The following is a 23210-nucleotide window of genomic DNA, read 5'->3' on the forward strand; positions in this document are numbered from 1 at the left end:
TCCATGGGCAGGCATTGCAATGGGATGCAGCGTACGCACGAAAGGTTTAACCCTCCGCGTCCCATCATGGGGTCAGATCCCTTTTGCAGGGCAAAAGGGATCTGACCCCAACGGCATCAACGCCCCGGCAACTGCGCGAACGCGCGCTGCATGCAGTCCTCGCGCGGGCATACCCGGCAACCCGGCCCGATCGACACCGAATTGCCCGGGCTCTGCACGTCCAGCCCCAGCGAGTACACCAGCCGTTCGGCATGCTGAAGATCGCAGCCCAGTGCTACCGCAAACGTCTTGCGTGGCTGCCCATGCCCGACCGGCCCGCTGCTGACCTGCCGTGCCAGCCAAAAATGTCGGCGGCCATCGGGCATGCGCGCGGTCTGGGTGAGGATGCGCCCGGGCTGGTTGAACGCCTCGTAGACGATCCACAGCGGGCACGAGCCGCCCACCTGCGAGAAATGGAAATCGGTGGCCGAATGGCGCTTGGACACATTGCCGGCGCGGTCCACGCGGATGAAGAAGAACGGCAGGCCAGGCGCGCTGCGCCGCGCCAGCGTGCTCAGCCGGTGGCAGACCGCTTCGAAGCCGACACCGAACTGGTGCGCCAGCAGTTCGATGTCGTAGTTGCAGGCCTCGGCGGCGCGCAGGAAGCGCATGTACGGCATCACCAGCGCACCGGCGAAGTAGTTTGAAAGACCGATGCGGGCCTGCGCGATGCGCGCGTCATCGGTGAATCCAGCACGTGCCACCACCGCATCGATCTGTGGCAGGTAGCCGTGCAGGGCCAGCTCGGCGGCCATCTGGAACGCCTGCTGGCCCGGCTCCAGGTAGTCCGGCAGCCACAGCCGGCGGGTACCGGCATCGTACTGGCGCTTCTCGCGCCCGGCCTGCAGCGCGGCCACTTCCACCAGCACGCCATGGCGGTCGGCCAGCAGCTGGCGCAGGCGTGGTGCCACATGCCCAGGCGACAACCCCCACTCGGCGAACAGGCGCTCGGCCAGCTCGTCCAGCTCGGGGATGTGGTTGTGCATGCGGTTGAAGAACTCGCGCACCTGGTCACCGGCGGGCAGGGTGCTGCCGGCACCCGGCTCGCCCAGCTGGAATTCCAGGGCGGCGGCATGTTCACGCAGGGCCAGGTGGCGGCGGTGCAGGTCCAGCAGCGCGCGGCTGACCTGCGGCAGGTTGCCGGCCAGCGCGCGCAGTTCGGTGGCGCTCACCTCCGCCAGGCCCAGGTCGCGCAGGGTCTCGCCCAGAGCCTCCTGCAGTGCGGCGGGCTCATCTTCGTCGAACAACGAGGAAACGTCGCCCAACACCTCCCCCAGCTTTTTCTGCACCGCCGGCGTCAGCGGGCGCTTGTTGCGCTCGATCTGGTTCAGGTAGCTGGCCGACAACCCCAGCGCTCGTGCCAGGTCGGCCTGGCTGTAGCCGCGCTGCTCGCGCAGCCGCAGCAGGCGCAGGCCAAGTTGTCGCTGGGTGGCTGAATAATTCACAGAATTAACATGAATCGTCTGGCGTGTTGGCCAGATTAAGCGGATTCAGCCCGGAAATCGAGGTGGGTGCTGTGAATAATGCCAAGCATCTTTCGAGCCCGTGGGATTGTCGTCATGACTGTTGCAGCGCCCCGTATCCGCATGCTGATCGATGGCCAGTTCATCGAATCGGCCACCTCCCACTGGCAGGACGTGATCAATCCGGCCACCCAGGACGTGCTGGCCAAGGTGCCGTTCGCCACCACCGGTGAAGTGGACGCCGCCGTCGCCGCCGCCAAGGAAGCCTTCAAGACCTGGCGCAAGACCCCGATCGGCACCCGCGCGCGCATCTTCCTGAAGTACCAGCAGCTGATCCGCGAGAACATGAGCGAGCTGGCCCACATCCTCACCGCCGAGCAGGGCAAGACCCTGCCGGACGCCGAAGGCGATGTGTTCCGCGGCCTGGAAGTGGTCGAGCATGCGGCTGCGATCGGCAACCTGCAGCTGGGCGAGCTGGCCAACAACGTGGCCAATGGCGTGGATACCTACACGATCATGCAGCCGCTGGGCGTGTGCGCCGGCATCACCCCGTTCAACTTCCCGGCGATGATTCCGCTGTGGATGTTCCCGATGGCGATCGCCACCGGCAACACCTTCATCCTCAAGCCGTCCGAGCAGGACCCGATGGTCACCATGCGCCTGGTTGAACTGGCGCTGGAAGCCGGCATTCCGAAGGGCGTGCTGAACGTGGTGCATGGCGGCGAAGAAGTGGTCAACGCGATCTGCGACCACCCGGACATCAAGGCCGTGTCGTTCGTCGGTTCCACCCGCGTCGGCACCCATGTCTACAACCGCGCCTCGCTGGCCGGCAAGCGCGTGCAGTGCATGATGGGCGCCAAGAACCACGCCGTGGTGCTGCCGGACGCCAACAAGGAACAGACCCTCAACGCGATGGTCGGCGCCGCCTTCGGTGCGGCCGGCCAGCGCTGCATGGCCGCCTCCACCCTGGTGCTGGTCGGTGAAGCACGCAACTGGGTGCAGGACCTGGTCAGCAAGGCCAAGACCCTGAAGGTCAGCGGCGGCACCGTGTCCGGTACCGACGTGGGTCCGGTCATTTCCTGCAGCGCCCGCGAGCGCGTGGAAGGCCTGATCGCCTCGGGCGTGGAGCAGGGCGCCCAGCTGGTGCTCGACGGCCGCAAGCCGCAGGTCGATGGCTTCGAGAAGGGCAACTTCGTCGGCCCGACCATCTTTGCCGGTGTCACCACCGACATGCGCATCTACCAGGAAGAAATCTTCGGGCCGGTGCTGGTCATCCTCGAAGCGGAAACGCTGGAAGACGCCATCGCGATGGTCAACAGCAACCCGAACGGCAACGGCACCGCACTGTTCACCCAGTCCGGCGCGGCTGCACGCAAGTTCCAGGAAGACATCGACGTCGGCCAGGTCGGCATCAACGTGCCGATCCCGGTGCCGGTGCCGCTGTTCTCGTTCACCGGTTCGCGCGCCTCCAAGCTGGGCGACCTGGGCCCGTACGGCAAGCAGGTGGTGCTGTTCTACACCCAGACCAAGACGGTCACCGCGCGCTGGTTCGATGACGAGACGCTGAGCCACGGCGTCAACACCACGATCAGCCTGAAGTAACGGCAGGAGCAGCCATGAGCCACTCGATGACGACGGAACTGGAAGAAGCACAGCAGGCGTACCGCGAGGCTGCGCGCGACTTCGCACAGGCCGAACTGGCGCCGCACGCCGCGCGATGGGATGCGGAGGGCATCTTTCCGCGCGAGGCGATCGCCAAGGCCGGTGAACTGGGCTTCTGCGGTCTGTACATGGACCCGGAAGTGGGCGGCAGCGGCCTGAGCCGACTGGACGCCGCCGTCGTCATCGAGGAGCTCGCCAACGTCGATCCGTCGACTGCGGCCTACATCAGCATCCACAACATGGCCTCGTGGATGGTGTCCAAGTGGGGCCAGCCGGCCCTGCGCGATGCGTGGGGCCAGGACCTGGCCGCCGGCCTCAAGCTGGCCTCGTACTGCCTGACCGAACCGGGTGCGGGTTCCGATGCGGCCTCGCTGAAGACCACCGCGGTGCGCGACGGCGACCACTTCGTGCTGAACGGCGCCAAGGCCTTCATCTCCGGCGCCGGTGCCACCGAGCTGCTTGTGGTGATGGCGCGTACCGGCGGTGCCGGTGCCGGCGGTGTCAGCGCGATTGCAGTGCCGTCGGACCTGCCGGGCGTCAGCTTCGGCCGCAAGGAAGAGAAGATGGGCTGGAACAGCCAGCCCACCCGTGGCATCACCTTCGAAAACGTCCGCGTGCCGGTCAGCCACCTTCTGGGAGAGGAAGGCGGCGGCTTCAAGCTGGCGATGAAGGGGCTGGATGGTGGCCGCATCAACATCGCCGCCTGCTCGCTGGGTGCTGCGCAGGGCGCGCTGGATGCCGCGCGCCGCTACATGGGCGAGCGCCGCCAGTTCGGCAAGGCGCTGGCCGAGTTCCAGGCGCTGCAGTTCAAGCTGGCCGACATGGCCATCGAACTGGTCGCCGCGCGGCAGATGGTGCACACCGCCGCGCGCAAGCTCGATGCCGGTGCCAGCGATGCCAATGTCTGGTGCGCGATGGCCAAGCGCTTTGCCACCGATGCCGGTTTCAACGTCTGCAACGAAGCGCTGCAGATTCATGGTGGCTACGGCTACATCCGCGAATACCCCATCGAGCGCCTGCTGCGTGACTGCCGCGTGCACCAGATCCTGGAAGGCACCAACGAGATCATGCGGGTGATCGTTGCCCGTCACCTGCTCAACACCGAAGAGGAACTGCGATGAAGGATTGGCGTACCCAGGAGCACGTGGGCCTGAAGGTCGAGGCCGACGGCCACACCGCCGTGGTCACCCTGAACAACCCGCCGGCGCATACCTGGACCGTGCACAGCCTGTCGGCGCTGCGCGACCTGGTGGGCGCGCTCAATGCAGACCGCGACATCTACGCGCTGGTGATCATCGGTGACGGCGAGAAGTTCTTCTCCGCCGGTGCCGACCTCAATCAGTTCGCCTCGGGCGACAAGGCCGCCGCACGCGAAGCGGCACGCCGTTTCGGCGAAGCGTTCGAAGCGCTGTCCGGTTTCCGTGGCGTGTCGATCGCTGCGATCAACGGCTATGCGATGGGCGGTGGCCTGGAATGCGCATTGGCCTGTGACCTGCGCATCATTGAAGACCACGCCCAGGTCGCGCTGCCGGAGGCCACCGTCGGCCTTTTGCCGTGCGCCGGTGGCACCCAGAACCTGCCGCGCCTGGTGGGCGAGGGCTGGGCCAAGCGCATGATCCTGCTGGGCGAGCGCATCAATGCCGAGACCGCACTGCGCATTGGCCTGGCCGAAGAAAAGGTCGGCAAGGGTGAAGCCAAGGCACTGGCACTGGAATGGGCGAAGAAGGCCGGCAAGCAGAGCCCGACCAGCATCGCCGCCTGCAAGACCCTGGTGCAGTCCACCCGCACCGGCACCCACGCCTCGGCACTGGTGGCCGAGCGTGAAGCCTTCGTCGACCTGTTCGACACCGCCGACCAGGTCGAGGGCGTGACCGCCTTCCTGGAAAAGCGCGCGGCGCAGTGGAAGAACGCATGAGCACCGACACCGTTGCCGACGAAGCACCGGTGTTGTTCGAAGAGCGCGTGGCCGGCAACGGCACGCGCATCGGCATCGCTACGCTCAATGCGCCGCGCACGCTCAACGGTTTTTCGCTGCCGATGGCGCACCTGCTGCTGAAGCAGTTGAACGCCTGGGCCGACGACGACGGCATCGCGATGGTGGTGCTGCAGGGGGCCGGCGAAAAGGCGTTCTGCGCCGGCGGCGATCTGCACAGCCTGTACAAGAGCATGATCGCCTTCCGCGAGGCCGGCCGCAGCGATATCCGCGAGAACGACTACGCCGCCGAGTTCTTCGACGTCGAGTACCGCGTCGATTACCTCATCCACACCTACGCCAAGCCGATCCTGTGCTGGGGCCACGGCATCGTGATGGGCGGTGGCATCGGCCTGATGTCCGGCGCCAGCCACCGCGTGGTCAGCGAACGTTCCAAGCTGGCCTTCCCGGAAATCACCGTCGGCCTGTTCCCCGATGTCGGTGGCAGCTGGCTGCTGCCGCGGGTGCCGGGCAAGGGCGGCCTGTTCCTGGCCCTGACCGGTGCGCTGCTCAATCCGGGTGATGCCATCTATGCCGGCTTGGCCGATGTGCATGTGGCGGAAGAGCGCCGCAGTGCAGTGTTCGATGCGCTGCTGCAGGTGGCCTGGTCGGGCGATGCCGCGCACAACCACGAACGCCTCAGCCATCTGCTGCAGTCGCACGCCAGCGATGCGGCCACCGGCCCGCTGCTGGCCAATGCCGCGCAGGTCGACGCGCTGTGCGAGGGCGATGACCTTGCCGCCATCATCGATCGCATCAGCGGCCTGCAGACCGACGATGCCTGGCTGCAGGCGGCACAGAAGACCCTCGCCGCCGGTGCGCCCGGCTCGGCACGCCTGGCGTTCGAGCTGCAGCGCCGCAGCGCCGGCCAGGACCTGGCCAGCGTCTACCGGCTGGAGTACATCACCGCGCTGCACTGCGCCGCCCACGGCGATTTCGCCGAAGGCATCCGCGCGCTGCTGATCGACAAGGACCGCAACCCGCAGTGGAACCCGGCCACCCTGGCCGAGGCCACCGCCGCGTGGGCCGATACGTTCTTCGCTTCGCCCTGGGCCGATGCCGCGCATCCGCTGGCCGACCTGGGCACCCCCGTCGCTGAAAGGAGCCTGGCATGAGCCGCATTGCATTCATTGGGTTGGGCAACATGGGTGGCCCGATGGCCGCCAATCTGGTCAAGAACGGCCACACCGTGCGCGTGTTCGATCTGGTCCCGGCCGCGGTGCAGGCCGCCGTCGATGCTGGCGCCAGCGCGGCTGCGTCGGCGCGTGAAACCCTGGCCGACGCCGAAGTGGTGATCTCGATGCTGCCGGCCAGCCGCCATGTCGAAGGCGTGTACCTGGGCGATGACGGCATCCTCGCCGCGATTCCGGCCGGTGCACTGGTCATCGACTGCAGCACCATTGCCCCGGCGAGCGCGCGCAAGGTTTCCGAAGCCGCGGCCGCGCGTGGCCTGCAGATGATCGACGCGCCGGTGTCCGGCGGTACCGCCGGTGCCCAGGCCGGCACCCTGACCTTCATCGTCGGTGGCGAAGAGGACGCGCTGGAACGCGCGCGCCCGGTGCTGCAGGCGATGGGCAAGAACATCTTCCACGTGGGCGCCAGTGGTGCCGGCCAGGTTGCCAAGCTGTGCAACAACATGGCGCTGGGCGTGATCATGGCGGTGACCGGCGAAGCCATCGCGCTCGGCGTGGCGCACGGGCTGGACCCGAAGGTGCTGTCGCAGATGATGGCGGTCAGCACCGGCCGCAGCTGGGCCACCGAAGTGTGCAACCCGTGGCCGGGCGTGCTGGAGAACGCGCCCGCGTCGCGCGGCTACAGCGGCGGTTTCGGCAGCGACCTGATGCTGAAGGACATGGGCCTGGCGGTGGAAGCGGCGATGAGTGTCGGCGCCTCGATTCCGCTGGGCGAAGTGGCCCGCAACCTGTACTCGATGAATCACCAGGCCGGCCGCGGCAAGCTGGATTTCTCCAGCGTCGTGCAGCTGATCACCAGCGAGAAGTAACCTGGTAGTGCCGGCCGCTGGCCGGCAACCTCATGCCCCCCTGTGGGACAACGAAGGTGGGATGGGCGGATGCCCGGTTTCGACCGGCATCCGCCCATTTTTTTTTTGGGTCGGATCCCTTTCGCAACGCGAAAAGGCTCTGACCCCTGAGATCCTGTGCTGGGGTCAGAGCCCTTTGCCGTTGGCAAAGGGATCCGACCCCGGCCGACCCCGCGTTGCATCAGGCAACGATCAGCGTCACGTCGATGTTGCCGCGGGTGGCATTCGAGTACGGGCAGACGATGTGCGCCTTCTGCACCAGCTCTTCCACCTGCTCGCGCGGCACGCCCGGCACGTTGATGGTCAGCTCGGCTTCGATGCCGAAACCAGTCGGGATCTGGCCGATGCCGACCTTGCCGGTGACGGTGGTGTCGGCCGGCAGGGCGACCTTGGCCTGGCCGGCCACGAACTTCAGCGCGCCCAGGAAGCAGGCCGAGTAGCCGGCTGCGAACAGCTGTTCCGGGTTGGTGCCCGGGCCGCCGGCGCCGCCCAGCTCGCGCGGGGTCGACAGCTGGATGTCCAGCACGTTGTCGGAGGAGACGGAACGGCCTTCACGGCCGCCGGTGGAGGTGGCCTGGGCGGTGTACAGAACCTTTTCGATGGACATCGGGATGCTCCTGGTCAGTGGGTGGGTGTTGCGTTGGAGCCTACTTTGCCCGGTTTTCGCGTACGTTGGGTTGCAACGCGTACGAAAAACTTGATTGATCGTCCTGTGGGCCTAGATCGTCCATTCGCGATCGGTGGTGAACATGATGGTCAGCCAGCGGTCCGGCGAAGCCTCGCCCAGCGCATCGCCGATCTCATCACGCAGCTGGTCCCATTCCACCAGCGGCCGCGGCGGGTCGTCCTCGCGCACCACGAAGAACAGCTCGATCTGTTCGCCACGCCCCACCTGCGCCACGTAGCTGCGGTGCTCGACGAAGCCATGCTTGGCGACGATGTCGCGCGCCACCGCATCCACATGCGCCTGCAGCTCCGGCGGAGTCACCAGCAGGATGCCGGCCAGCGCCCGGCGTACGGTGCCGAGCGGGGCGATCATCACCAGCACGCAGACGAAGGCGAGGATGGCCGGGTCGATGTACGGCCCGACCCAGGCCCACGAGGTGCCCTGCACCAGCACACCGCCGAGGAAGGCCAGCAGGTAGCAGGCCGACATGCTGGCCGCGATCATCCAGTTCTTCGCATCCAGAGCAATGAATTCCGAGCCGATGCGGCGATTGGCGCGCAGGATGAACCACGCCAGTGCGCCTTCGCCCACGATCGACAGCCCGGCAAAGGCGATGGCCGGGCCCAGCGCAATGTGGCGGCCCCCGGACATCAGTGCATCCACCGCATTGACCAGGGCGTACAGTGCCGCACCGATCATCAGCGTGCCGCTGACCCCCAGCACGATCGGCTCCAGGTGCCAGAAGCCCATGGTGAAGCGCTGGTTGAGCCGCGACTGCAGGGCGTCGGTCTGGGTGGACAGCGCGATCAGCCGTGCCACCAGCAGCGACAGCCAGGTCATCACCACGTCGATCAGGCCGTAGATGCCGTCGAAGATGATCAACGACGAATTGGCGAGCAGGCCGAACACCACCGCCGCCGCCGCCAGCAGCAGCGAAGCGGCGATCGACAGGCGCAGCACGCCCTGTTCGGTGGCGGGGTCGAAGAACTTCGGGCGATCGGTAGGCATGCCCCGATTGTAGAGCGGAGCCATGCCCCGCGGCCTTTTGCGGCCGGCCGCGCTACCCTCGTGCGGCCGCTTCCCGTAGACTGCGCCCCTCCCACGTACCGGCTTCCGCCGGTAGAGTCGACTGTTAGTCGACTGCTCGTGATTGACCGCTCCCGATCGACAGCGCCATGCGGCCATGCCTGCGTGCGCGCGGAGTTTTCCCATGCAAACGTCCTACCCCCTGCGCCAGCAATGGCTCGGCAACCTCCGTGGCGACCTGCTGTCCGGCATCGTCGTCGCCCTGGCCCTGATTCCCGAGGCCATCGCCTTCTCGCTCATCGCCGGCGTCGACCCCAAGGTCGGCCTGTATGCCGCGTTCTCGATTGCCGTCATCACCGCGATCGCGGGTGGCCGCCCCGGCATGATCTCCGCCGCCACCGGTGCAATGGCACTGGTGATGGTCGACCTGGTCAAGGACCACGGCCTGCAGTACCTGTTCGCCGCCAGCATCCTGGCCGGGTTGCTGCAGGTGCTGGCCGGCGTGTTCAAGCTTGGCTCGCTGATGCGCTTCGTCTCGCGCTCGGTCATCACCGGCTTCGTCAACGCATTGGCGATCTTGATCTTCCTGGCACAGCTGCCCGAACTGGTGGGCCGCGGTCCGACGGTGTACCTGCTGTGCGCGGCGGCGCTGGCGATCATCTACCTGCTGCCACGCCTCACCCGCGCCGTGCCTTCACCGCTGGTGGCCATCGTGGTGCTCACCGCCGTAGTGATCGGCTTCGGCATCGACGTGCGCAGCGTCGGCGACATGGGCCAGCTGCCCGACAGCCTTCCGCACTTCCTTATTCCCGATGTGCCGCTTACATGGGAAACGCTGCGCATCCTGTTGCCGGTGTCGGCCACGCTGGCCGTGGTCGGCCTGCTCGAATCGATGATGACCCTGCAGATCGTCGAGGACATCACCGAGACGCCCAGCGAGCGCAACCGCGAATGCGTCGGCCAGGGCGTGGCCAATACGGTGACCGGCTTCCTCGGCGGCATGGCGGGCTGCGCGATGATCGGCCAGTCGATCATCAACGTGACCTCCGGTGGCCGTGGCCGCCTCTCGTGCCTGGTGGCGGGCGTGCTGCTGCTGGCATTGGTGGTGTACGGCAGTGACCTGGTGCGGCAGATCCCGATGGCCGCACTGGTAGCGGTGATGATCATGGTCAGCATCGGCACCTTCAGCTGGCGCTCGCTGCGCGACCTGCGCACGCACCCGCGCAGCTCGTCTGCGGTGATGCTGCTGACCGTCGTGGTGACGGTAGCGACCCACGATCTGGCCAAGGGCGTACTCAGCGGGGTGCTGCTGTCGGCGCTGTTCTTCGCGCGCAAGGTCGGCCGCATGCTGGACGTGCAGCGCGAGGATGCGGGTGATACACAGGTCTACCGCGTGCGAGGACAGGTGTTCTTTGCCTCGGCGGGACAACTGGGTGCGGCGTTCGACTACCAGCACGTGGCGCCGAAGGTACGGATCGATCTGCGCGATGCCCATCTGTGGGACCTGACCGCCGTGGCCGCGCTGGAGCGGGCGCAGGAAAAGCTGGCCGCGCATGGTGCAGAGGTGACGGTGGTGGGACTCAATGCGGCCAGCCAGACGTTGATCGAGCAGGTGGGTGGCGCGGGTAGCGCTCACTGATCCGGCCATGTGGCCCGGGTAGCGCCGGGCCACGCCCGGCGGACGCAGCGGGCCTTGCGAAAGTTGCAGCTTTTCTCATTGCCTCCGCGTCCGGGCTCCACCAGGGTGAAGATGCGCGATTCCCGCGCCTACCCGGGGAGGATGCATCCGTGAAGTCGACGTTCCCACTGTCCTTCAAATGCTTGCTGGCCTTTGCGCTGGCACTTGGTTCGACGTCATGGCCCGGGATGGCGGCACTGGATCGACTCTCGACCTCCGTGGAAAGGACACTGGTGCATCTCGCCGGGACCCCCGAGGCGACCGCCGCTGCGCAATGGTTGGAGGCACACAAGGATGTTCATCCAAGGACATTGGCCTTTGGAACCGTGACCATTCGTCATCGCTGCGAATCGCTGGGGCGAGGCGTCTCGCCAGTGGACGCCGCCTCCCTGCCATTCCCCGCCCGTGGCGCGCCGGGCGAGAAATTCACCATCACCAACGAACTTCCAGGAATCGGAAGCGAGACCTGGAGGTTCGTGTGGACCGGAGAGGGTCGGCACGCACGCTGGCGGCAGGTCGGCTATGGGTGGCACGTAGGGGTTACGTAACGAGCTGTTGCCGAAAGCCAGTGAGGGCGATGACAAAGCCCGGACCGGGTAGCGCCGGGCCGGGCCCGGCGAGCGAAGCGGTCGTGGTCAGGCGCGAATGACGACAGCAGGCCCGTGGGCCTGCATCCCTCACGCCATCATGGCCCGCGGCCCATGCTGCTGGGTCTGCTGGTCGATCTTCTGCTGCTCGCGCTGCTGATCGCTCACCTGCAAGGCCCGCTCGCTGTTCTCCTGCACGCTCTGGCGCATCGCGTCAGCGGTCGATACCGGCGCGGTATTGCGGTTCAACGCGCTTTCGTCGTGCAGTGCATTGGCCTGCACCGCGCGCGCCATCGAGCCATCCTGGTTCAGCTCAACGCGATCAACCCGGTACAGGCCGGCGCGCGCAGCTTCCACGGTAAGCGCAGCGGCCAGCTTCTCGCTGTGCTCGCCGGAGGGCAGGCCACGCGCTTCCTCGGCGAACTTCACCTGCACCAGGGTCTCGGTGTACAGCCAGTTCTGCGGGCTGCGCGGGTCGGACATCGGGTACACCGTCTCGCGCGCTGGCTCGGCCGCTGCCCGCTGTTCCGGGGTGTTGCCCTGTCCCTGCGCACGCTGCTGCACTTCATTGGCCAGCGCCTGGCGGGTTTCCGCATCGGCGATGCCAGTCGCAGGCAGGCCATGCTGCTGCTGGAAGGTGTTGATCGCGTGGCGGCTGCCGCCGCCCAGATAGCCGTCGCTGCCGATGGCCTGGCCCTTGGCATCGGTCAGCCCCAGCGCGGCCAGGTTGCCCTGCAGTTCGCGCGCGTCGCGGTCGATCGCGGCCAGCGTGGCCGGGCCGGCCTTGCCGTCCACCGGGTCAAGATTGTGTGCGCGCTGGAAGTCTTCCACCGCCTTGCGGGTGGTGGCATCGAAGCGCCGGTCCGGATTCAGCGTCTGCTGGCCGTCAGCACTGGCATGGCCCAGCGTGACCAGGTTGCTTTCCAGCTTCAGCACGTCACGGCCGCTGGACCCTTCTTTCAACGTCTGCGAACCGGCCTGCTGGCGCGGTGCGCCGATCTGGCCCAGCGCCACCTGGATATCGGCGTCGTTGTGCTCACCGGCAGGCGAGTAGTCGCGGCTGCTGACCTTGGCATGGGCGCGGTCCATTGCGTCCTTGTTGTTGGCATACGCGTCCTCGTAGCGCACGGCGATGTCGCCGGCCTTGGGCGCATCGAAGTACTGGTAGGTTTCGCGGATCTGCCCGGCCTTGGCGCGCAGCGCCTCGTAGTCACCGCCGTCTTCCAGCACTTTCTGCAGCTTGGGCAGCTGGCTGGGCAACTGGTTGGCGGTCTTGGCGATCAGGCTGATGGCTTCGAAGCGGTTTTCCTCGGCGATGCCGCTGCCGTGCGCGTCCACCATCGTCATGCCGATCCGGGTGGCGTTGCGCACCTGCGGGTAGTCGATGTTTGCGTGGATCCACTGCTTGCCCTCGGCCGAACCGGCCCAGGCGTTGATGCTGTCGCGCGTGTTGGTATCGATGAACTGGATCGAGCTGCGCCCGCTCAGGCCATTGCCGTGGCTGAGCAGGTCGCGGCGCAGGTCGGCGTGGTCCTGGGTGAAGGGCAGGTTGTGCGCCTTGGCATAGCTGCTGGCCTGATCGATCACGGCGTCGACATAGGTCGTCTCACCCGCCTTCAGTGCGTGGCCGTCGATGGCGCCCAGCGCCCATTCGCCACGCTGGCCGAAGTCGACCTGGATCGCGCCCAGGCTGTAACCGCTGTTCTGCGCGACTTTGTTCACCGTGCCCCAGTGCGGTTCGGTCACGCCCTGGGTGATGCCGGCGATGGCCAGATGGTAGGAGGCAGGGCCACCTTCGGTGCCACGGCCGACGGCGAAATACACGGCGCCGGAGGTGGCATCGAGATCGTGGGTATCGATGTTGGTTGGCATGTCTTACATCCTTGTGCAATCAGAGGGTCTGCCCCTCAAGGGGTCAGTCCAGCAGCTGGAGATACTTCTGCAGCTGGTCGGCACGCGCGCTCAGGCGCATCACATCGTTCAACTCGCCCTGCAGGTTGCCGGGCTGCGAATCGTCGTAGAGCGCGGTATCCAGTTCTCCATCGCGGCTGCGTGACTGCAGCCACGCGCGCTGGGCATTCACCAGCTTGGTCTTCTTCGCACCACTCAGCTTTGCCTGCAGCTGGCGGTAGGCCTGGTTCAGGCGCTGGTCCTGGCGCGCGCTTTCCGCGGTAAGGCAGGCGGCCTGCTCGACCGCACCCTGCGCCTTGTCACGGCAGGTGGTGAAGGTCGGGCTCAGCCCGGTGGCAGCCGGTGCTGCGGTTGCCGTGCCGATGGCCAGGGCGGCGACCGCCAGCGCGGTGGCGAGGGTCCTGCTCAAACGCTTGTGCTGCATCATCTGCTCCACACGTCCAATCCATTGCGAGCGCTGGACTATAACGGCGTCAATATTTCGTCGTCGTCAACGAATCGCGACAACTGTGACCGGTTGCCCGTCATTGCGGGTGGGCGCCGTCCGGCTTGCATACGGCCCTCGGGCCGGGGGCGCCGCAGCGGTATCCGGGCGCCACCCGCCGCCATTCAGCCACCCGGTGTAAACTATTGATCTCACTGGCAATGCCAGTCTCCACGATCAACACCCCGATGACGTCCGCCACCGCCCGTTACGCCGATTCCCTGCGCCTGTCCGTTGCCCCGATGATGGACTGGACCGATCGCCATTGCCGCGTGTTCCATCGCGTGCTGGCGCCGGGCGCACGCCTGTACACGGAAATGGTGCACGCCAACGCGGTCATCCACGGCGACCGCGAGCGCCTGCTCGGCTTCGATGGCAGCGAACAGCCGCTGGCGCTGCAGCTGGGCGGCAGCGATCCGGCCTTGCTGGCGCAGGCTGCGCGCATCGCCGCCGAGTGGGGCTACGACGAGGTCAACCTCAATTGCGGCTGCCCATCCGACCGCGTGCAGGCCGGGCGTTTTGGCGCCTGCCTGATGCGTGAGCCGGTGCTGGTGGCCGAGTGCGTGGCGGCCATGGTCGATGCGGTCGACATCCCGGTGACGGTGAAGTGCCGCCTGGGCGTGGACGAGGACAACGACTACGACGTGTTCGCCGCCTTCGTCGACCGCCAGGTCGCCGCCGGCGCGGCGATGGTGGTGGTGCACGCGCGCAATGCGTGGCTGAAGGGCCTGTCGCCCAAGGAGAACCGCGAGGTTCCGCCGCTGAAGTACGACTGGGCCTACCGCCTCAAGCAGGAGCGCCCGGCGCTGCCGGTGGTGATCAACGGCGGCCTGGCCAGCATCGAGGCGGTGCAGGCGCAGGCCGCGCACGTCGATGGCGTGATGCTGGGCCGCGCGGCCTACCACGACCCTTACCTGCTGCATCAGCTGGAGGCGCTGCACACCGGCGCCCCGCTGCAGGCCCGCGGCGACCTGCTGCGCGCGCTTCGTCCCTATGTGGAAGCACGGCTGGGCGAAGGCCTGGCACTGAAGCACATCACCCGCCACCTGCTCGGCCTGTTCCACGGCCAACCCGGTGGCCGCGCGTTCCGCCAGGTGCTGAGCGAGGGCGCACACCGCCCGGGCGCCGATTGGACCCTGGTCGAGCAGGCGCTGGCCGTCACCGAACGCGACGCGGATCGTGCCGCAGCGTGACCGTAGTCACATTCCTGGCTTGACAAGGGGCGCCGATTCGTCCCGAATGTTCACTTAGCTGAACAACGCAGGGGCGGGGCCGGAAAAGTTCAGACCGGATTCACTGCCCCAAACCAAGAATTTGCAAAGGAATTGTAAAGCGCCGGGTCCCGAACCCGGCTCCCGGATTTACGACTTTTGAACGAATCGCCGAGCTCGGCTAGGATCGCATCGATGTCTTCCGCTCCCTTCCATCGCCGCATTGCCTTCGCCACCTGCGTGGTGCTGTCGGCTGTGCCGCTGTCTTCGGCGCTGGCGCAGCAGCCGCCGCGCGGCGACCAGGGGCGGGCGGAGATGATGGAGCGGGGCGAGCGTGGCAACCGTGGCGACGAGCGTTCGCTGTCCGATGCCGTGCGCCGCGTGCAGCGCACCACCGGCGGCCACATCCTCGGCGCCGAGCGTGTGCCGTTCGATGGTCGTGACATCAACCGGGTGAAGTACATGGACGACCGGGGCCGGGTCCGCTACATGGACGACCCTGCACCGTCGCGTTCACAGCCGCGCACGCCGCGGTCGGATATGTCATCACTACGCGGCGATAACCCCTGAACAGGGATAGTTGTCGCTATCAACCCGTACCCCACAGGCCTCCGGGCCACACCCAGGACACTAGGGAGAGTTCATGCGTATCCTTCTGGTCGAAGACGAAGCCCCGCTGCGTGAGACCCTGGCAGCCCGGCTCAAGCGCGAAGGCTTTGCCGTCGATGCTGCGCAGGACGGCGAGGAAGGCCTCTACATGGGGCGCGAAGTTCCGTTCGATGTCGGCATCATCGACCTCGGCCTGCCCAAGATGTCGGGCATGGAGCTGATCAAGGCCCTGCGTGACGAAGGCAAGAAGTTCCCGGTGCTGATCCTGACCGCGCGTTCGAGCTGGCAGGACAAGGTCGAGGGCCTGAAGCAGGGTGCCGACGACTACCTGGTCAAGCCGTTCCACGTCGAGGAGCTGCTGGCCCGCGTCAACGCGCTGCTGCGCCGCGCCGCCGGCTGGAGCAAGCCGACCCTGGAATGCGGCCCGGTCGCCCTGGACCTGGCTGCGCAGACCGTCAGCGTGGCCGGCAGCAATGTCGACCTCACCAGCTACGAGTACAAGGTGCTGGAGTACCTGATGATGCATGCCGGTGAACTGGTCTCCAAGGCCGACCTCACCGAGCACATCTACCAGCAGGACTTCGACCGCGACTCGAACGTGCTGGAAGTCTTCATCGGCCGCCTGCGCAAGAAGCTGGACCCGGATGGCGAACTGAAGCCGATCGAGACCGTGCGCGGTCGCGGCTACCGTTTCGCGATTCCGCGCAACGAGGGCTGAGCCGGCTCAGCCTGGCGAGACCATGATGTCCGGCCGTCTGTGGTTCTTCCGACGCTGGCGGCCGCGCTCACTGCAGGCGCGCCAGATGCTTGCCGCGTCCGTGGGTCTGGTCGCGTTCCTGGCCCTGGCCGGTTATGCGCTCGACGCCGCCTTCGCCGATACGGCGAAGGCGAACCTGCGTGAGCGCCTGAAGAACTACGCCACCGCCTACGCGGCCGGCATCGACTTCACCCGCGACCGCTCGCTGTACATCCGCGAGCAGCCGCCGGATTCGCGCTTCGACGTGCCGGGCAGTGGCCTGTACCTGCAGGTGGTGATGCCGCACGGCAAGGGCAATTCGATGTCCGCCGAGGGCCCGATGCTGCCCACCGTCGGCGGCGGCCTGCTGGCGCCGCGCCAGGAAGTGTTCGAAGGCCCGCTGCCGATGATCCAGATCGACGGCAGCCAGGGCTCGGTGTACCGCTATGGCCTGGGCCTGGTGTGGGACGCCGACGCCGACCCGGCCACCGAATTCCCGTACACCATCTACGTGATGGAAGACTCGCGCGCGCTGGGCGCACAGCTGCGCGTGTTCCGTGGCCGTGTCTGGTTCTACCTGGGCGGCATCGGCCTGATCCTGCTGCTGCTGCAGACCGTCATCCTGCAGTGGAGCCTGCGCCCGCTGCGTCGGGTGATCACCGAGCTGACCAAGGTGCAGCGCGGCGAGACCGAGCGCATGAGCGAGCGCCACCCGCGCGAGCTGGAACCGCTGACCGACAGCATCAACGCCTTCATTGAAAGCGAGCGCGAGAACCTCGAGCGCCAGCGCAATACCCTGGCCGACCTGGCGCACAGCCTGAAGACGCCCATCGCCGTGCTGCGCACGCAGATGGACAGCGGTGCCGGCGATGGCGCGCTGCGCGAGGAACTGGACGTGCAGCTGCAGCGCATGAACAACCTGGTCTCGTACCAGCTGGCACGCGCGGCCTCGTCGGGCCACAAGCTGTTCTCCGCGCCGCTGCCGATCGAATCCAATGCCGAGGAAATCGTGCGTGGCCTGGAAAAGGTCTACGCCTCCAAGGGCGTGCTGTGCGAGTTCGACATCGACCCGGCCGCGCGCTTCCACGGCGAACCGGGCGACCTGCAGGAGCTGCTTGGCAACCTGCTGGAAAATGCCTTCAAGTGGGCCAACCGCCGCGTGCTGCTGACCGCGCAGCCGCTGCCGGCCCCGAACGCGCGCCGCGCCGGCCTGCTGCTGGCGGTGGACGACGATGGCCCGGGTATCGCCCCGGACGACATCGGCAAGGTGCTGCAGCGTGGCGTGCGTGGCGACGAGCGCGTGCAGGGCCACGGCATCGGCCTGTCGATCGTGCAGGACCTGATCAAGGATTACCGCGGCGAACTGGCCGTTGGCCGTTCCGGCGAACTGGGCGGCGCCCGCTTCGAAGTGCGCCTGCCGCCGGGGCCGTAGGCCGCGCGTTCCGGTCCGCCGGGCATCGCCCGTGCGCATTACCGGTAGCGCCGGGCCATGCCCGGCGAACGAATCACCCCACCATCTTCGGCGGCTCGCCATACAACCGCCGCAGCTGCGCCGCTACCTCCGGCAACGCCTGCTGCAGCACATCCGGTGCCGAGAAGTGGTACTCGCTGGCCACCGCGAAGAACTCCTCCGGTGCCTCGGCCGCGTACGGGTCGATCAACGTTTCCTCACCCGCGTCCACCTGCGCACAGAACGCATCGTAGGCACGCTGGAAAATGCCCGCCCACTCACGCTGCCATTCGCGCGGCAGCGGCGGCGTGCCGTCCATCGCGCCATCCAGCGCATCCAGCTTGTGCACCATCTCGTGCACCGCCACGCAGTAGCCCTCGTGCGGCGCGGCCAGCTCGGCCTGCACGTCGGCCCAGGACAGGATCAACGGGCCGCTGTCCCATGACTCGCCGATCAGCTCGTCATCCCATTCGTGCAGCACGCCGGCCGCATCCATGTGGCTGCGGTGCACGCGGAACGCATCGGGGTAGACCACCAGCTGCGACCAGCCTTCCAGCCCCACCTCGCCGAATTCCAGCAGCGGCAGGCAGCACAGCGCGGCCAGCAGCACGCCATCGCCGGCGTGCAGCTGCAGATCGCCGATCGGGGTGATGGTCTTCTCGTGAAGGAAGCGGGTGGCCAGCACGCGCAGGCGTGCGCGGCGTTCGTCGTCCAGGCCGTGCAGCCAGGCCGCGCGGCGGCAGGCCTCATCCCACAGTGCATCGTCGATCGGCCGCGGCGCAGGCCGCAGCCACTGCAGCAACGACTTGATCAGCGGAACATTCCCGGCAGGTAGCTGTGCCACTTCGGTGCGCGGATGCGCTGCAGCACGTCGTCATCGCTGCCACCGCCGCCAGTGCTGGTGTTGGCTGCCGGGCGAACGGCTGCGGGCTTTGCCGCCGCCGAGGCCGTTGGGGTCGGTGCACGCTGCGAGGCGGGATCACCGTTGGAAGACACGCAGGCCCCGCGGCTGTCGTCCAGCGCTGCCGTTGCAGACGCCGCGAAGGGCATCATCAGCAGGATCAGGCAATGGGCATAACGGCGCATTGACGACATCCACGTTAAGGGAAGGTGAGTTCCCGATTCTAGCCCGAACCCGGCGCCCCGATGGAAGCCCTCGCGGAACCCAGCGTGGCGGGCGTCGTTGGCGGCTTTCCCGCATAATTCCTTCCTGACTTCGTGGAAGCTGCCGTGGACGACCGCCAATTGCTGGCCAAACTCGCTGCCGGTCGCCTCTCCGGCGACGCCCTGGCCCGTGAGCTGGGCCAGACCCGGGCGGCCATTTGGAAGCGTATTCAAGGACTTAGAGCCGCCGGTGTAGACATCGAGGGCCGTGCAGGCGAGGGCTATGGCCTGACCCGGCCGGTCGATCTGCTGGACCCGGCCGCGATCCGCGCCGGTCTTCCCGCCGATGCCCAGGCCCTGCTGCATGACCTGCAGGTGGCCTGGACAGTGGACTCGACCAACGCCGAATTGCTGCGTTGCAGCGCGCCCCAGCGCGGGGTGAGCGTCCTGCTGGCCGAACGCCAGACCGGTGGCCGGGGTCGCCGCGGCCGCACGTGGGCCTCGCCACTGGCAGCGCACGTCTATCTGTCGGTGCTGCGCCTGTACTCCGGTGGCCTTGGCCGCCTGGCCGGGCTGAGCCTGGTGGCCGGCATCGCCGTGGCCGAAGCGCTGCACGACCTGGGCTACACCCAGGCACAGCTGAAGTGGCCGAATGACCTGATCGTTGATGGCCGTCGCAAGCTGGTCGGCCTGCTGGCCGAGGGCGGTGGCGAATATGCCGGCCCGGCGCGGGCGGTGATCGGCATCGGCATCAACACGCACATGCCGCCGTCGTTTGCCGAGCAGATCACCCAGCCATGGGTGGATCTGGACACGTTGGCTGGCAAGCCGGTGGATCGCAACGTCGTGGTCGCCGCCGTACTCGCGCGCCTGCTGCCGGCACTGGAAGAATTCGATCGCGAAGGACTGGCGCCCTTCCTGCCGCGCTACGCCGCCTTCGACATGCTGGCCGGCCGCGAAGTGCGGGTGGAGCTGGATGGGCAGTGGCAGCACGGCACCGCACTCGGCCTGGCCGATGACGGCGCACTGCGCGTGCGCATCGATGGCCAGGAGCGCCTGCTGCACGCCGGCGAAGTCAGCGTGAGGGCGGCATGAGCGATTGGTTGTTCGACCTCGGCAACTCGCGCTTCAAGTTCGCGCCGTTGCAGGGTGACCGTGCCGGCGACGTGCAGGCCTGGGCGCATGGCGCCGAAGGCATGGCCGGGCAGCCGCCGCACAGTCTGCCCAGTGGCAGCACCGCGTTCGTGGCCAGCGTGGCCGCGCCGTCGCTGACCAGCGCCATGCTGGACCAGCTGCAGCGCCGCTTCGAGCACGTGCACGTGGTGCGTACCAGCGCCGAATGCGCCGGTGTGCGCATTGCCTATGCCAAGCCGGAAAAATTCGGTGTGGACCGCTTCCTGGCCCTGCTGGCCGCGGCCAAGGCGCAGCGCCCGGTGCTGGTGGTCGGCGTGGGCACTGCGTTGACGATTGATCTGCTCGACGCCGACGGCCAGCACCACGGTGGCCGCATTTCCGCATCGCCCACCACCATGCGCGAAGCACTGCATGCCCGCGCGGTGCAGCTGCCGGCTACTGGCGGTGACTACAGCGAATTCGCCAACGACACCGCCGACGCGCTCGCCTCCGGCTGCGATGGTGCGGCCGTGGCACTGATCGAACGCAGCGCACAGCAGGCGCACACGCTGCTGGGCGTTGCGCCCTCGCTGCTGGTGCACGGTGGCGGCGCACCGGCGCTGATGCCGTTGCTGCCCGGCGCCGACTACCACCCCTCGCTGGTGCTGGATGGCCTCGCCCGCTGGGCGGTGCACCAGCCCGCAGGCTAGTATCCGCGCATGCTGACCCGTGCCCTGATCGTCGTACTGGCCATCCTCAATCTTGGCGTCGCCTGCTGGTGGCTGCTGCGCGATGGACCGCAGAAGCCTGCGCCGCCGCCGCAACCCGCCGGCGTGGCCGAGCTGCGCTGGGTGCCCGGTGGCGTGGATGCCGCTGCGGCCGCCGAAGCCACGGCCGCCGCGCCGACCGCGCCGTTGATGGAGCGCGAACCGGCGGAGAAGACGGCCGTGGCTGTAACGCCGGCGCCCGCCGCCCCGGCCAAGCCGGAGATTGCCAAGCCGCAGGCGGCTGAGGCTACGCCGGTTGCTGCCGCTGCCAAGCCGGCAACACCGCCTGCACCGACCCCGACCCCGGCGCCGGAAAAGCCCGTAACCCCGCCCGTGGCTGCCGAACCGCCGCGCTGCGTCGCGCTGGGCCCGTTCGCCGACCGCGCCGCCGCTACCAGTGCGCAGGGCAAGGCCAGCACGCTGCTCAGCCAGGTGCGCCTGCGCGAACAGCCCGCTGCCAGCGGCAGTGCCCGTTACCGGGTGATGCTGCCGGCCGCCGCCAACCGTGACGAAGCGCAGGCCACCGTGAAACGCATTGTCGCCGCCGGCCTGAGCGACTACTACATCATCAGCCAGGGCGAGGACATCAACGCCGTGGCGCTGGGCCAATACCGCAACCGCGAAGGCGCCGAACGGCGCATGGCGGCGGTGCAGGCCGCCGGCTTCCAGCCGCGCCTGGTGGCCAGCGGCGACGCCGGCCAGTGGTGGCTGGAAGGGCAGCTGGCGGCGGGCACGCAGCCGGCCCAGGCCCAGCAGCGCAGCGGTGCGGCCCAGAGCCGGTCGCTGGAATGCACGCGGTTGCGCTAGAATCCCCCGGACCGCGGCGCTGCCGCTGGTGATCCACCCATGCCGCTTTAGCTCAGTTGGTAGAGCAACTGTCTTGTAAACAGTAGGTCATCCGTTCGATTCGGATAAGCGGCACCATCACTTGCTCCGCTCGTGTCCACAAGCGTCCTGAAGGCACAATCAACTCGCTGATATAGCGGGTTTTTTGTGCCTGTACGTCCTTGCGGGACCATCACCAGCCACCTCGGATCGGGTGGTACTGGGGGGACAATAGGCAACAGGAAAAGCCCTACAAGTTGTCTGCGGGGTCTGGTCTCTATCTGCTCGTGATGCCCAATGGCTCCAGGTATTGAAGGATGAAGTACAGCTTCGCCGGTAAGGAGAAGCTGCTGAGCATCGGTGTATATCCTGAGATCACCCTCAAGGAGGCGGTTGAGTAGCGCGGCGCGGCGCGGGTGTAGCTGAGGGCAGGGCAGGACCTTTCCGAAGAGAAGCAGCTGCGGAAGCTCAAAGCGGAGCTCTCCGTTGATGATCGTTTCGAGGCCATCGCGCTGGAGTGGCTGGAGACTCGCGGTGACTTGGCAGCCAGTACCTGTTAAAGGCCAAGTGGATGGTGGAGACCTACGCTTTCCCCTGATTGGGCCGTCGCCCGATTAATGGCATCAGTACCGCTGAGGTGCTGGCAGTGCTTCGGCGCTTGGAGGCCCAGGAAAAGATTGAGTCAACTTAGCGCCTTCGCCAGATCTGCGGACAGGTCTTCAGGCACGCAGTGGCAACTGGTCGGCTCGACAGGGCTCCGACCAATGCTCTTCGTGGTGCTCTGAAGACGGCCAAGAACCGGCACTATGCGTCCATCACAGATCCGGCCAAGGTGGGTGAATTATTGCGGGCCATTGATGGCTACACCGGCCAGTTCACGACGTTGTGTGCGCTGATGCTGGCGCCGCTGGTCTTTACGCGCTCGGGCGAGCTACGACATGAGATGGGCTGGATCTCCGATGCCATCGAGCGGTAGTTGGCACACTCCGAGAGGAACCCCATCAAAGCGGCATACAAGCGTGCAGGGCACCCGCCAGAGCGTCGGAAGATGATGCAGGCGTGGGCTGATTACCTGGACCGATTGCGTGAAAAACAGCCCACAGCTACCCAGCTCTGCGTAAAACGCGCCTGGCCCCCCAGCAGCTACTCCCAACCCACCAGTTGCTGGAGGGAGGGAAATAGAGTCGCATCAATTGAAATGATGCAAAAAATGACTTGCATTGGCGTTTTGCGCAGTTGTAGGATGTGCAGCATGGACATTGATGCAGACATTTTCACGCTTGGAGAGTTGATCTCCATTCAAGCCGGCTACCCTTTTCGCGGCTCCATTGAGGAGTCGGCCGATGGTGAAGTTCTGGCGGTGCAGATGAGGGATGTTGACCTTGACCATGGGGTCAAATGGTTTGACGTTACGCGCACCACGCTTGCAGGCCGCAAACCACCTGACTGGCTCAAGGCGGGGGACATATTGTTCGTCGCTAAAGGTGCTCGGTTCTATGCCGTATGCATTGATGAGCCGCCGAGCCCTGCTGTGTGCAGCCCTCACTTCTTCTTGCTCCGAGTGGCCTCCCAAGGTCTATTGCTGCCTGCTTTCGTGGCGTGGCAAATAAACCAACCGCCATTTCAGCGTCAGCTTCAGCAAGCCGCTGAGGGCACCAGCCAGCTGAGCATCCGCCGCCCCGTACTGGAATCGCTCACGCTGTGCGTGCCGTCGCTGGTGGATCAGCAACGCATCGTTGCCCTGGCTGACCTTACCCGTCAGGAGCGCCACGTGCTCAATCAACTCATTCACAACCGCGAGCAGCAACTTCAAGCGCTCGCAGAGAGTCTTGTGCACGCCGCACAGGCCGGTCACTGAACAACGC

General features: G+C 66.9%; 22 protein-coding genes and 1 tRNA gene. 16 read left to right on the forward strand and 7 right to left on the reverse strand.

Annotated features, from left to right (window positions below; all coding sequences use genetic code 11):
* Positions 1 to 116 precede the first annotated feature (116 nt).
* Positions 117 to 1484 carry a helix-turn-helix domain-containing protein gene (locus tag AC5P88_RS10940; protein ID WP_106549918.1) on the reverse strand — a complete coding sequence of 456 codons (1368 nt, stop codon included), beginning with the start codon at positions 1482 to 1484 and terminating at the stop codon, positions 117 to 119.
* A gap of 114 nt (positions 1485 to 1598) precedes the next feature.
* Between AC5P88_RS10940 and AC5P88_RS10945 the strand changes: the two genes are divergently transcribed.
* From AC5P88_RS10945 to mmsB, 5 genes are read left to right on the forward strand one after another with little or no spacing between them, the layout of a single operon-like run.
* Entirely contained in the window at positions 1599 to 3104 is a 1506-nt protein-coding gene (locus AC5P88_RS10945) for a CoA-acylating methylmalonate-semialdehyde dehydrogenase (protein ID WP_106549917.1), read from the forward strand.
* A gap of 26 nt (positions 3105 to 3130) precedes the next feature.
* Entirely contained in the window at positions 3131 to 4285 is a 1155-nt protein-coding gene (locus tag AC5P88_RS10950; protein WP_495225068.1) for an acyl-CoA dehydrogenase family protein, read from the forward strand.
* A complete protein-coding gene (locus AC5P88_RS10955; RefSeq protein WP_495225029.1) occupies positions 4282 to 5079 on the forward strand; it encodes an enoyl-CoA hydratase in 798 nt (265 codons plus the stop codon). Before AC5P88_RS10950 ends, AC5P88_RS10955 begins: the two co-directional genes overlap by 4 nt.
* On the forward strand, positions 5076 to 6251 hold the full coding sequence (locus AC5P88_RS10960; RefSeq protein WP_495225030.1) for an enoyl-CoA hydratase/isomerase family protein: 1176 nt from the start codon (positions 5076 to 5078) through the stop codon (positions 6249 to 6251). Before AC5P88_RS10955 ends, AC5P88_RS10960 begins: the two co-directional genes overlap by 4 nt.
* A complete protein-coding gene (mmsB, locus tag AC5P88_RS10965; protein ID WP_004136647.1) occupies positions 6248 to 7138 on the forward strand; it encodes a 3-hydroxyisobutyrate dehydrogenase in 891 nt (296 codons plus the stop codon). The genes AC5P88_RS10960 and mmsB overlap by 4 nt, the downstream gene beginning before the upstream one ends.
* A 220-nt stretch (positions 7139 to 7358) precedes the next feature.
* Here the strand turns inward: mmsB and AC5P88_RS10970 are convergent, their stop codons facing one another.
* On the reverse strand, positions 7359 to 7784 hold the full coding sequence (locus AC5P88_RS10970) for an organic hydroperoxide resistance protein (RefSeq protein WP_004153735.1): 426 nt from the start codon (positions 7782 to 7784) through the stop codon (positions 7359 to 7361).
* A gap of 111 nt (positions 7785 to 7895) precedes the next feature.
* Complete coding sequence (locus AC5P88_RS10975) at positions 7896 to 8876, reverse strand: cation diffusion facilitator family transporter (protein WP_164146551.1); 981 nt, start codon at positions 8874 to 8876, stop codon at positions 7896 to 7898.
* Positions 8877 to 9054: 178 nt separating this feature from the next.
* On the opposite strand from AC5P88_RS10975, the gene AC5P88_RS10980 reads away from it, so the two are divergent.
* Positions 9055 to 10509 (forward strand): SulP family inorganic anion transporter, encoded by a 1455-nt coding sequence (locus AC5P88_RS10980; protein ID WP_478446552.1) that lies wholly within the window; start codon positions 9055 to 9057, stop codon positions 10507 to 10509.
* 716 nt (positions 10510 to 11225) lie between these two features.
* On the opposite strand, the gene AC5P88_RS10985 is transcribed toward AC5P88_RS10980, so the two are convergent.
* Both AC5P88_RS10985 and AC5P88_RS10990 read right to left on the reverse strand, forming a co-directional pair.
* Positions 11226 to 13007, reverse strand: coding sequence for a peptidoglycan-binding domain-containing protein (locus AC5P88_RS10985; protein ID WP_111204944.1), 1782 nt, complete (start codon positions 13005 to 13007; stop codon positions 11226 to 11228).
* A gap of 43 nt (positions 13008 to 13050) precedes the next feature.
* The gene (locus tag AC5P88_RS10990; RefSeq protein WP_495225031.1) at positions 13051 to 13470 is read right to left on the reverse strand and encodes a lysozyme inhibitor LprI family protein; all 420 of its coding nucleotides are present in this window, start codon (positions 13468 to 13470) and stop codon (positions 13051 to 13053) included.
* 221 nt (positions 13471 to 13691) lie between these two features.
* Here AC5P88_RS10990 and dusA point away from each other — a divergent pair, with 221 nt between their 5' ends.
* The 4 genes from dusA (at position 13692) to AC5P88_RS11010 (ending at position 17518) form a co-directional block, all read left to right on the forward strand.
* Positions 13692 to 14723, forward strand: a complete 1032-nt coding sequence (gene dusA, locus AC5P88_RS10995) for a tRNA dihydrouridine(20/20a) synthase DusA (RefSeq protein WP_111204942.1) — start codon at positions 13692 to 13694, stop codon at positions 14721 to 14723.
* 213 nt (positions 14724 to 14936) lie between these two features.
* Positions 14937 to 15311: a hypothetical protein gene (locus tag AC5P88_RS11000; RefSeq protein WP_049431386.1), complete on the forward strand. Its 375-nt coding sequence runs from the start codon at positions 14937 to 14939 to the stop codon at positions 15309 to 15311.
* Between the two features lie 73 nt (positions 15312 to 15384).
* Positions 15385 to 16068 (forward strand): response regulator transcription factor, encoded by a 684-nt coding sequence (locus AC5P88_RS11005; RefSeq protein WP_004136763.1) that lies wholly within the window; start codon positions 15385 to 15387, stop codon positions 16066 to 16068.
* A 25-nt stretch (positions 16069 to 16093) separates the two neighbouring features.
* Positions 16094 to 17518, forward strand: coding sequence for an ATP-binding protein (locus AC5P88_RS11010; protein WP_106549921.1), 1425 nt, complete (start codon positions 16094 to 16096; stop codon positions 17516 to 17518).
* Positions 17519 to 17591: 73 nt separating this feature from the next.
* Here the strand turns inward: AC5P88_RS11010 and AC5P88_RS11015 are convergent, their stop codons facing one another.
* A complete protein-coding gene (locus AC5P88_RS11015; protein WP_181358212.1) occupies positions 17592 to 18380 on the reverse strand; it encodes a M90 family metallopeptidase in 789 nt (262 codons plus the stop codon).
* On the reverse strand, positions 18347 to 18622 hold the full coding sequence (locus AC5P88_RS11020; RefSeq protein ID WP_111112523.1) for a hypothetical protein: 276 nt from the start codon (positions 18620 to 18622) through the stop codon (positions 18347 to 18349). The genes AC5P88_RS11015 and AC5P88_RS11020 overlap by 34 nt, the downstream gene beginning before the upstream one ends.
* A gap of 144 nt (positions 18623 to 18766) precedes the next feature.
* Here AC5P88_RS11020 and birA point away from each other — a divergent pair, with 144 nt between their 5' ends.
* The 6 genes from birA to AC5P88_RS11050 all read left to right on the forward strand — a co-directional run bounded on the left by birA (position 18767) and on the right by AC5P88_RS11050 (position 23203).
* Entirely contained in the window at positions 18767 to 19735 is a 969-nt protein-coding gene (gene birA / locus AC5P88_RS11025; protein ID WP_111112524.1) for a bifunctional biotin--[acetyl-CoA-carboxylase] ligase/biotin operon repressor BirA, read from the forward strand.
* A complete protein-coding gene (locus tag AC5P88_RS11030; protein ID WP_495225032.1) occupies positions 19732 to 20463 on the forward strand; it encodes a type III pantothenate kinase in 732 nt (243 codons plus the stop codon). The genes birA and AC5P88_RS11030 overlap by 4 nt, the downstream gene beginning before the upstream one ends.
* A gap of 9 nt (positions 20464 to 20472) precedes the next feature.
* Positions 20473 to 21327 carry an SPOR domain-containing protein gene (locus AC5P88_RS11035; protein ID WP_495225033.1) on the forward strand — a complete coding sequence of 285 codons (855 nt, stop codon included), beginning with the start codon at positions 20473 to 20475 and terminating at the stop codon, positions 21325 to 21327.
* A gap of 41 nt (positions 21328 to 21368) precedes the next feature.
* Positions 21369 to 21444 (forward strand) — tRNA-Thr (locus tag AC5P88_RS11040).
* A 631-nt stretch (positions 21445 to 22075) separates the two neighbouring features.
* Positions 22076 to 22321, forward strand: a complete 246-nt coding sequence (locus AC5P88_RS11045) for a hypothetical protein (RefSeq protein ID WP_495225034.1) — start codon at positions 22076 to 22078, stop codon at positions 22319 to 22321.
* A 276-nt stretch (positions 22322 to 22597) separates the two neighbouring features.
* A complete protein-coding gene (locus AC5P88_RS11050) occupies positions 22598 to 23203 on the forward strand; it encodes a restriction endonuclease subunit S (RefSeq protein WP_495225035.1) in 606 nt (201 codons plus the stop codon).
* Positions 23204 to 23210: the final 7 nt, after the last annotated feature.

The sequence above is a fragment of the Stenotrophomonas sp. YJH_SMC_8 genome, assembly GCF_059371315.1.

What these genes read in the sequence shown, in the direction of transcription:
- AC5P88_RS10975 (WP_164146551.1), bottom strand. Translation starts at nt 8,876, where the DNA reads ATGGCTCCGCTCTACAATCGGGGCATGCCTACCGATCGCCCGAAGTTC.
- AC5P88_RS10955 (WP_495225029.1), top strand. Translation starts at nt 4,282, where the DNA reads ATGAAGGATTGGCGTACCCAGGAGCACGTGGGCCTGAAGGTCGAGGCC.
- mmsB (WP_004136647.1), top strand. Translation starts at nt 6,248, where the DNA reads ATGAGCCGCATTGCATTCATTGGGTTGGGCAACATGGGTGGCCCGATG.
- AC5P88_RS10985 (WP_111204944.1), bottom strand. Translation starts at nt 13,007, where the DNA reads ATGCCAACCAACATCGATACCCACGATCTCGATGCCACCTCCGGCGCC.
- AC5P88_RS10980 (WP_478446552.1), top strand. Translation starts at nt 9,055, where the DNA reads ATGCAAACGTCCTACCCCCTGCGCCAGCAATGGCTCGGCAACCTCCGT.
- AC5P88_RS10970 (WP_004153735.1), bottom strand. Translation starts at nt 7,784, where the DNA reads ATGTCCATCGAAAAGGTTCTGTACACCGCCCAGGCCACCTCCACCGGC.
- AC5P88_RS11010 (WP_106549921.1), top strand. Translation starts at nt 16,094, where the DNA reads ATGTCCGGCCGTCTGTGGTTCTTCCGACGCTGGCGGCCGCGCTCACTG.
- AC5P88_RS10960 (WP_495225030.1), top strand. Translation starts at nt 5,076, where the DNA reads ATGAGCACCGACACCGTTGCCGACGAAGCACCGGTGTTGTTCGAAGAG.
- dusA (WP_111204942.1), top strand. Translation starts at nt 13,692, where the DNA reads ATGCCAGTCTCCACGATCAACACCCCGATGACGTCCGCCACCGCCCGT.
- AC5P88_RS11030 (WP_495225032.1), top strand. Translation starts at nt 19,732, where the DNA reads ATGAGCGATTGGTTGTTCGACCTCGGCAACTCGCGCTTCAAGTTCGCG.
- AC5P88_RS11035 (WP_495225033.1), top strand. Translation starts at nt 20,473, where the DNA reads ATGCTGACCCGTGCCCTGATCGTCGTACTGGCCATCCTCAATCTTGGC.
- AC5P88_RS11005 (WP_004136763.1), top strand. Translation starts at nt 15,385, where the DNA reads ATGCGTATCCTTCTGGTCGAAGACGAAGCCCCGCTGCGTGAGACCCTG.
- AC5P88_RS10945 (WP_106549917.1), top strand. Translation starts at nt 1,599, where the DNA reads ATGACTGTTGCAGCGCCCCGTATCCGCATGCTGATCGATGGCCAGTTC.
- AC5P88_RS11000 (WP_049431386.1), top strand. Translation starts at nt 14,937, where the DNA reads ATGTCTTCCGCTCCCTTCCATCGCCGCATTGCCTTCGCCACCTGCGTG.
- AC5P88_RS10950 (WP_495225068.1), top strand. Translation starts at nt 3,131, where the DNA reads ATGACGACGGAACTGGAAGAAGCACAGCAGGCGTACCGCGAGGCTGCG.
- AC5P88_RS10990 (WP_495225031.1), bottom strand. Translation starts at nt 13,470, where the DNA reads ATGCAGCACAAGCGTTTGAGCAGGACCCTCGCCACCGCGCTGGCGGTC.
- AC5P88_RS11020 (WP_111112523.1), bottom strand. Translation starts at nt 18,622, where the DNA reads ATGCGCCGTTATGCCCATTGCCTGATCCTGCTGATGATGCCCTTCGCG.
- AC5P88_RS11050 (WP_495225035.1), top strand. Translation starts at nt 22,598, where the DNA reads ATGGACATTGATGCAGACATTTTCACGCTTGGAGAGTTGATCTCCATT.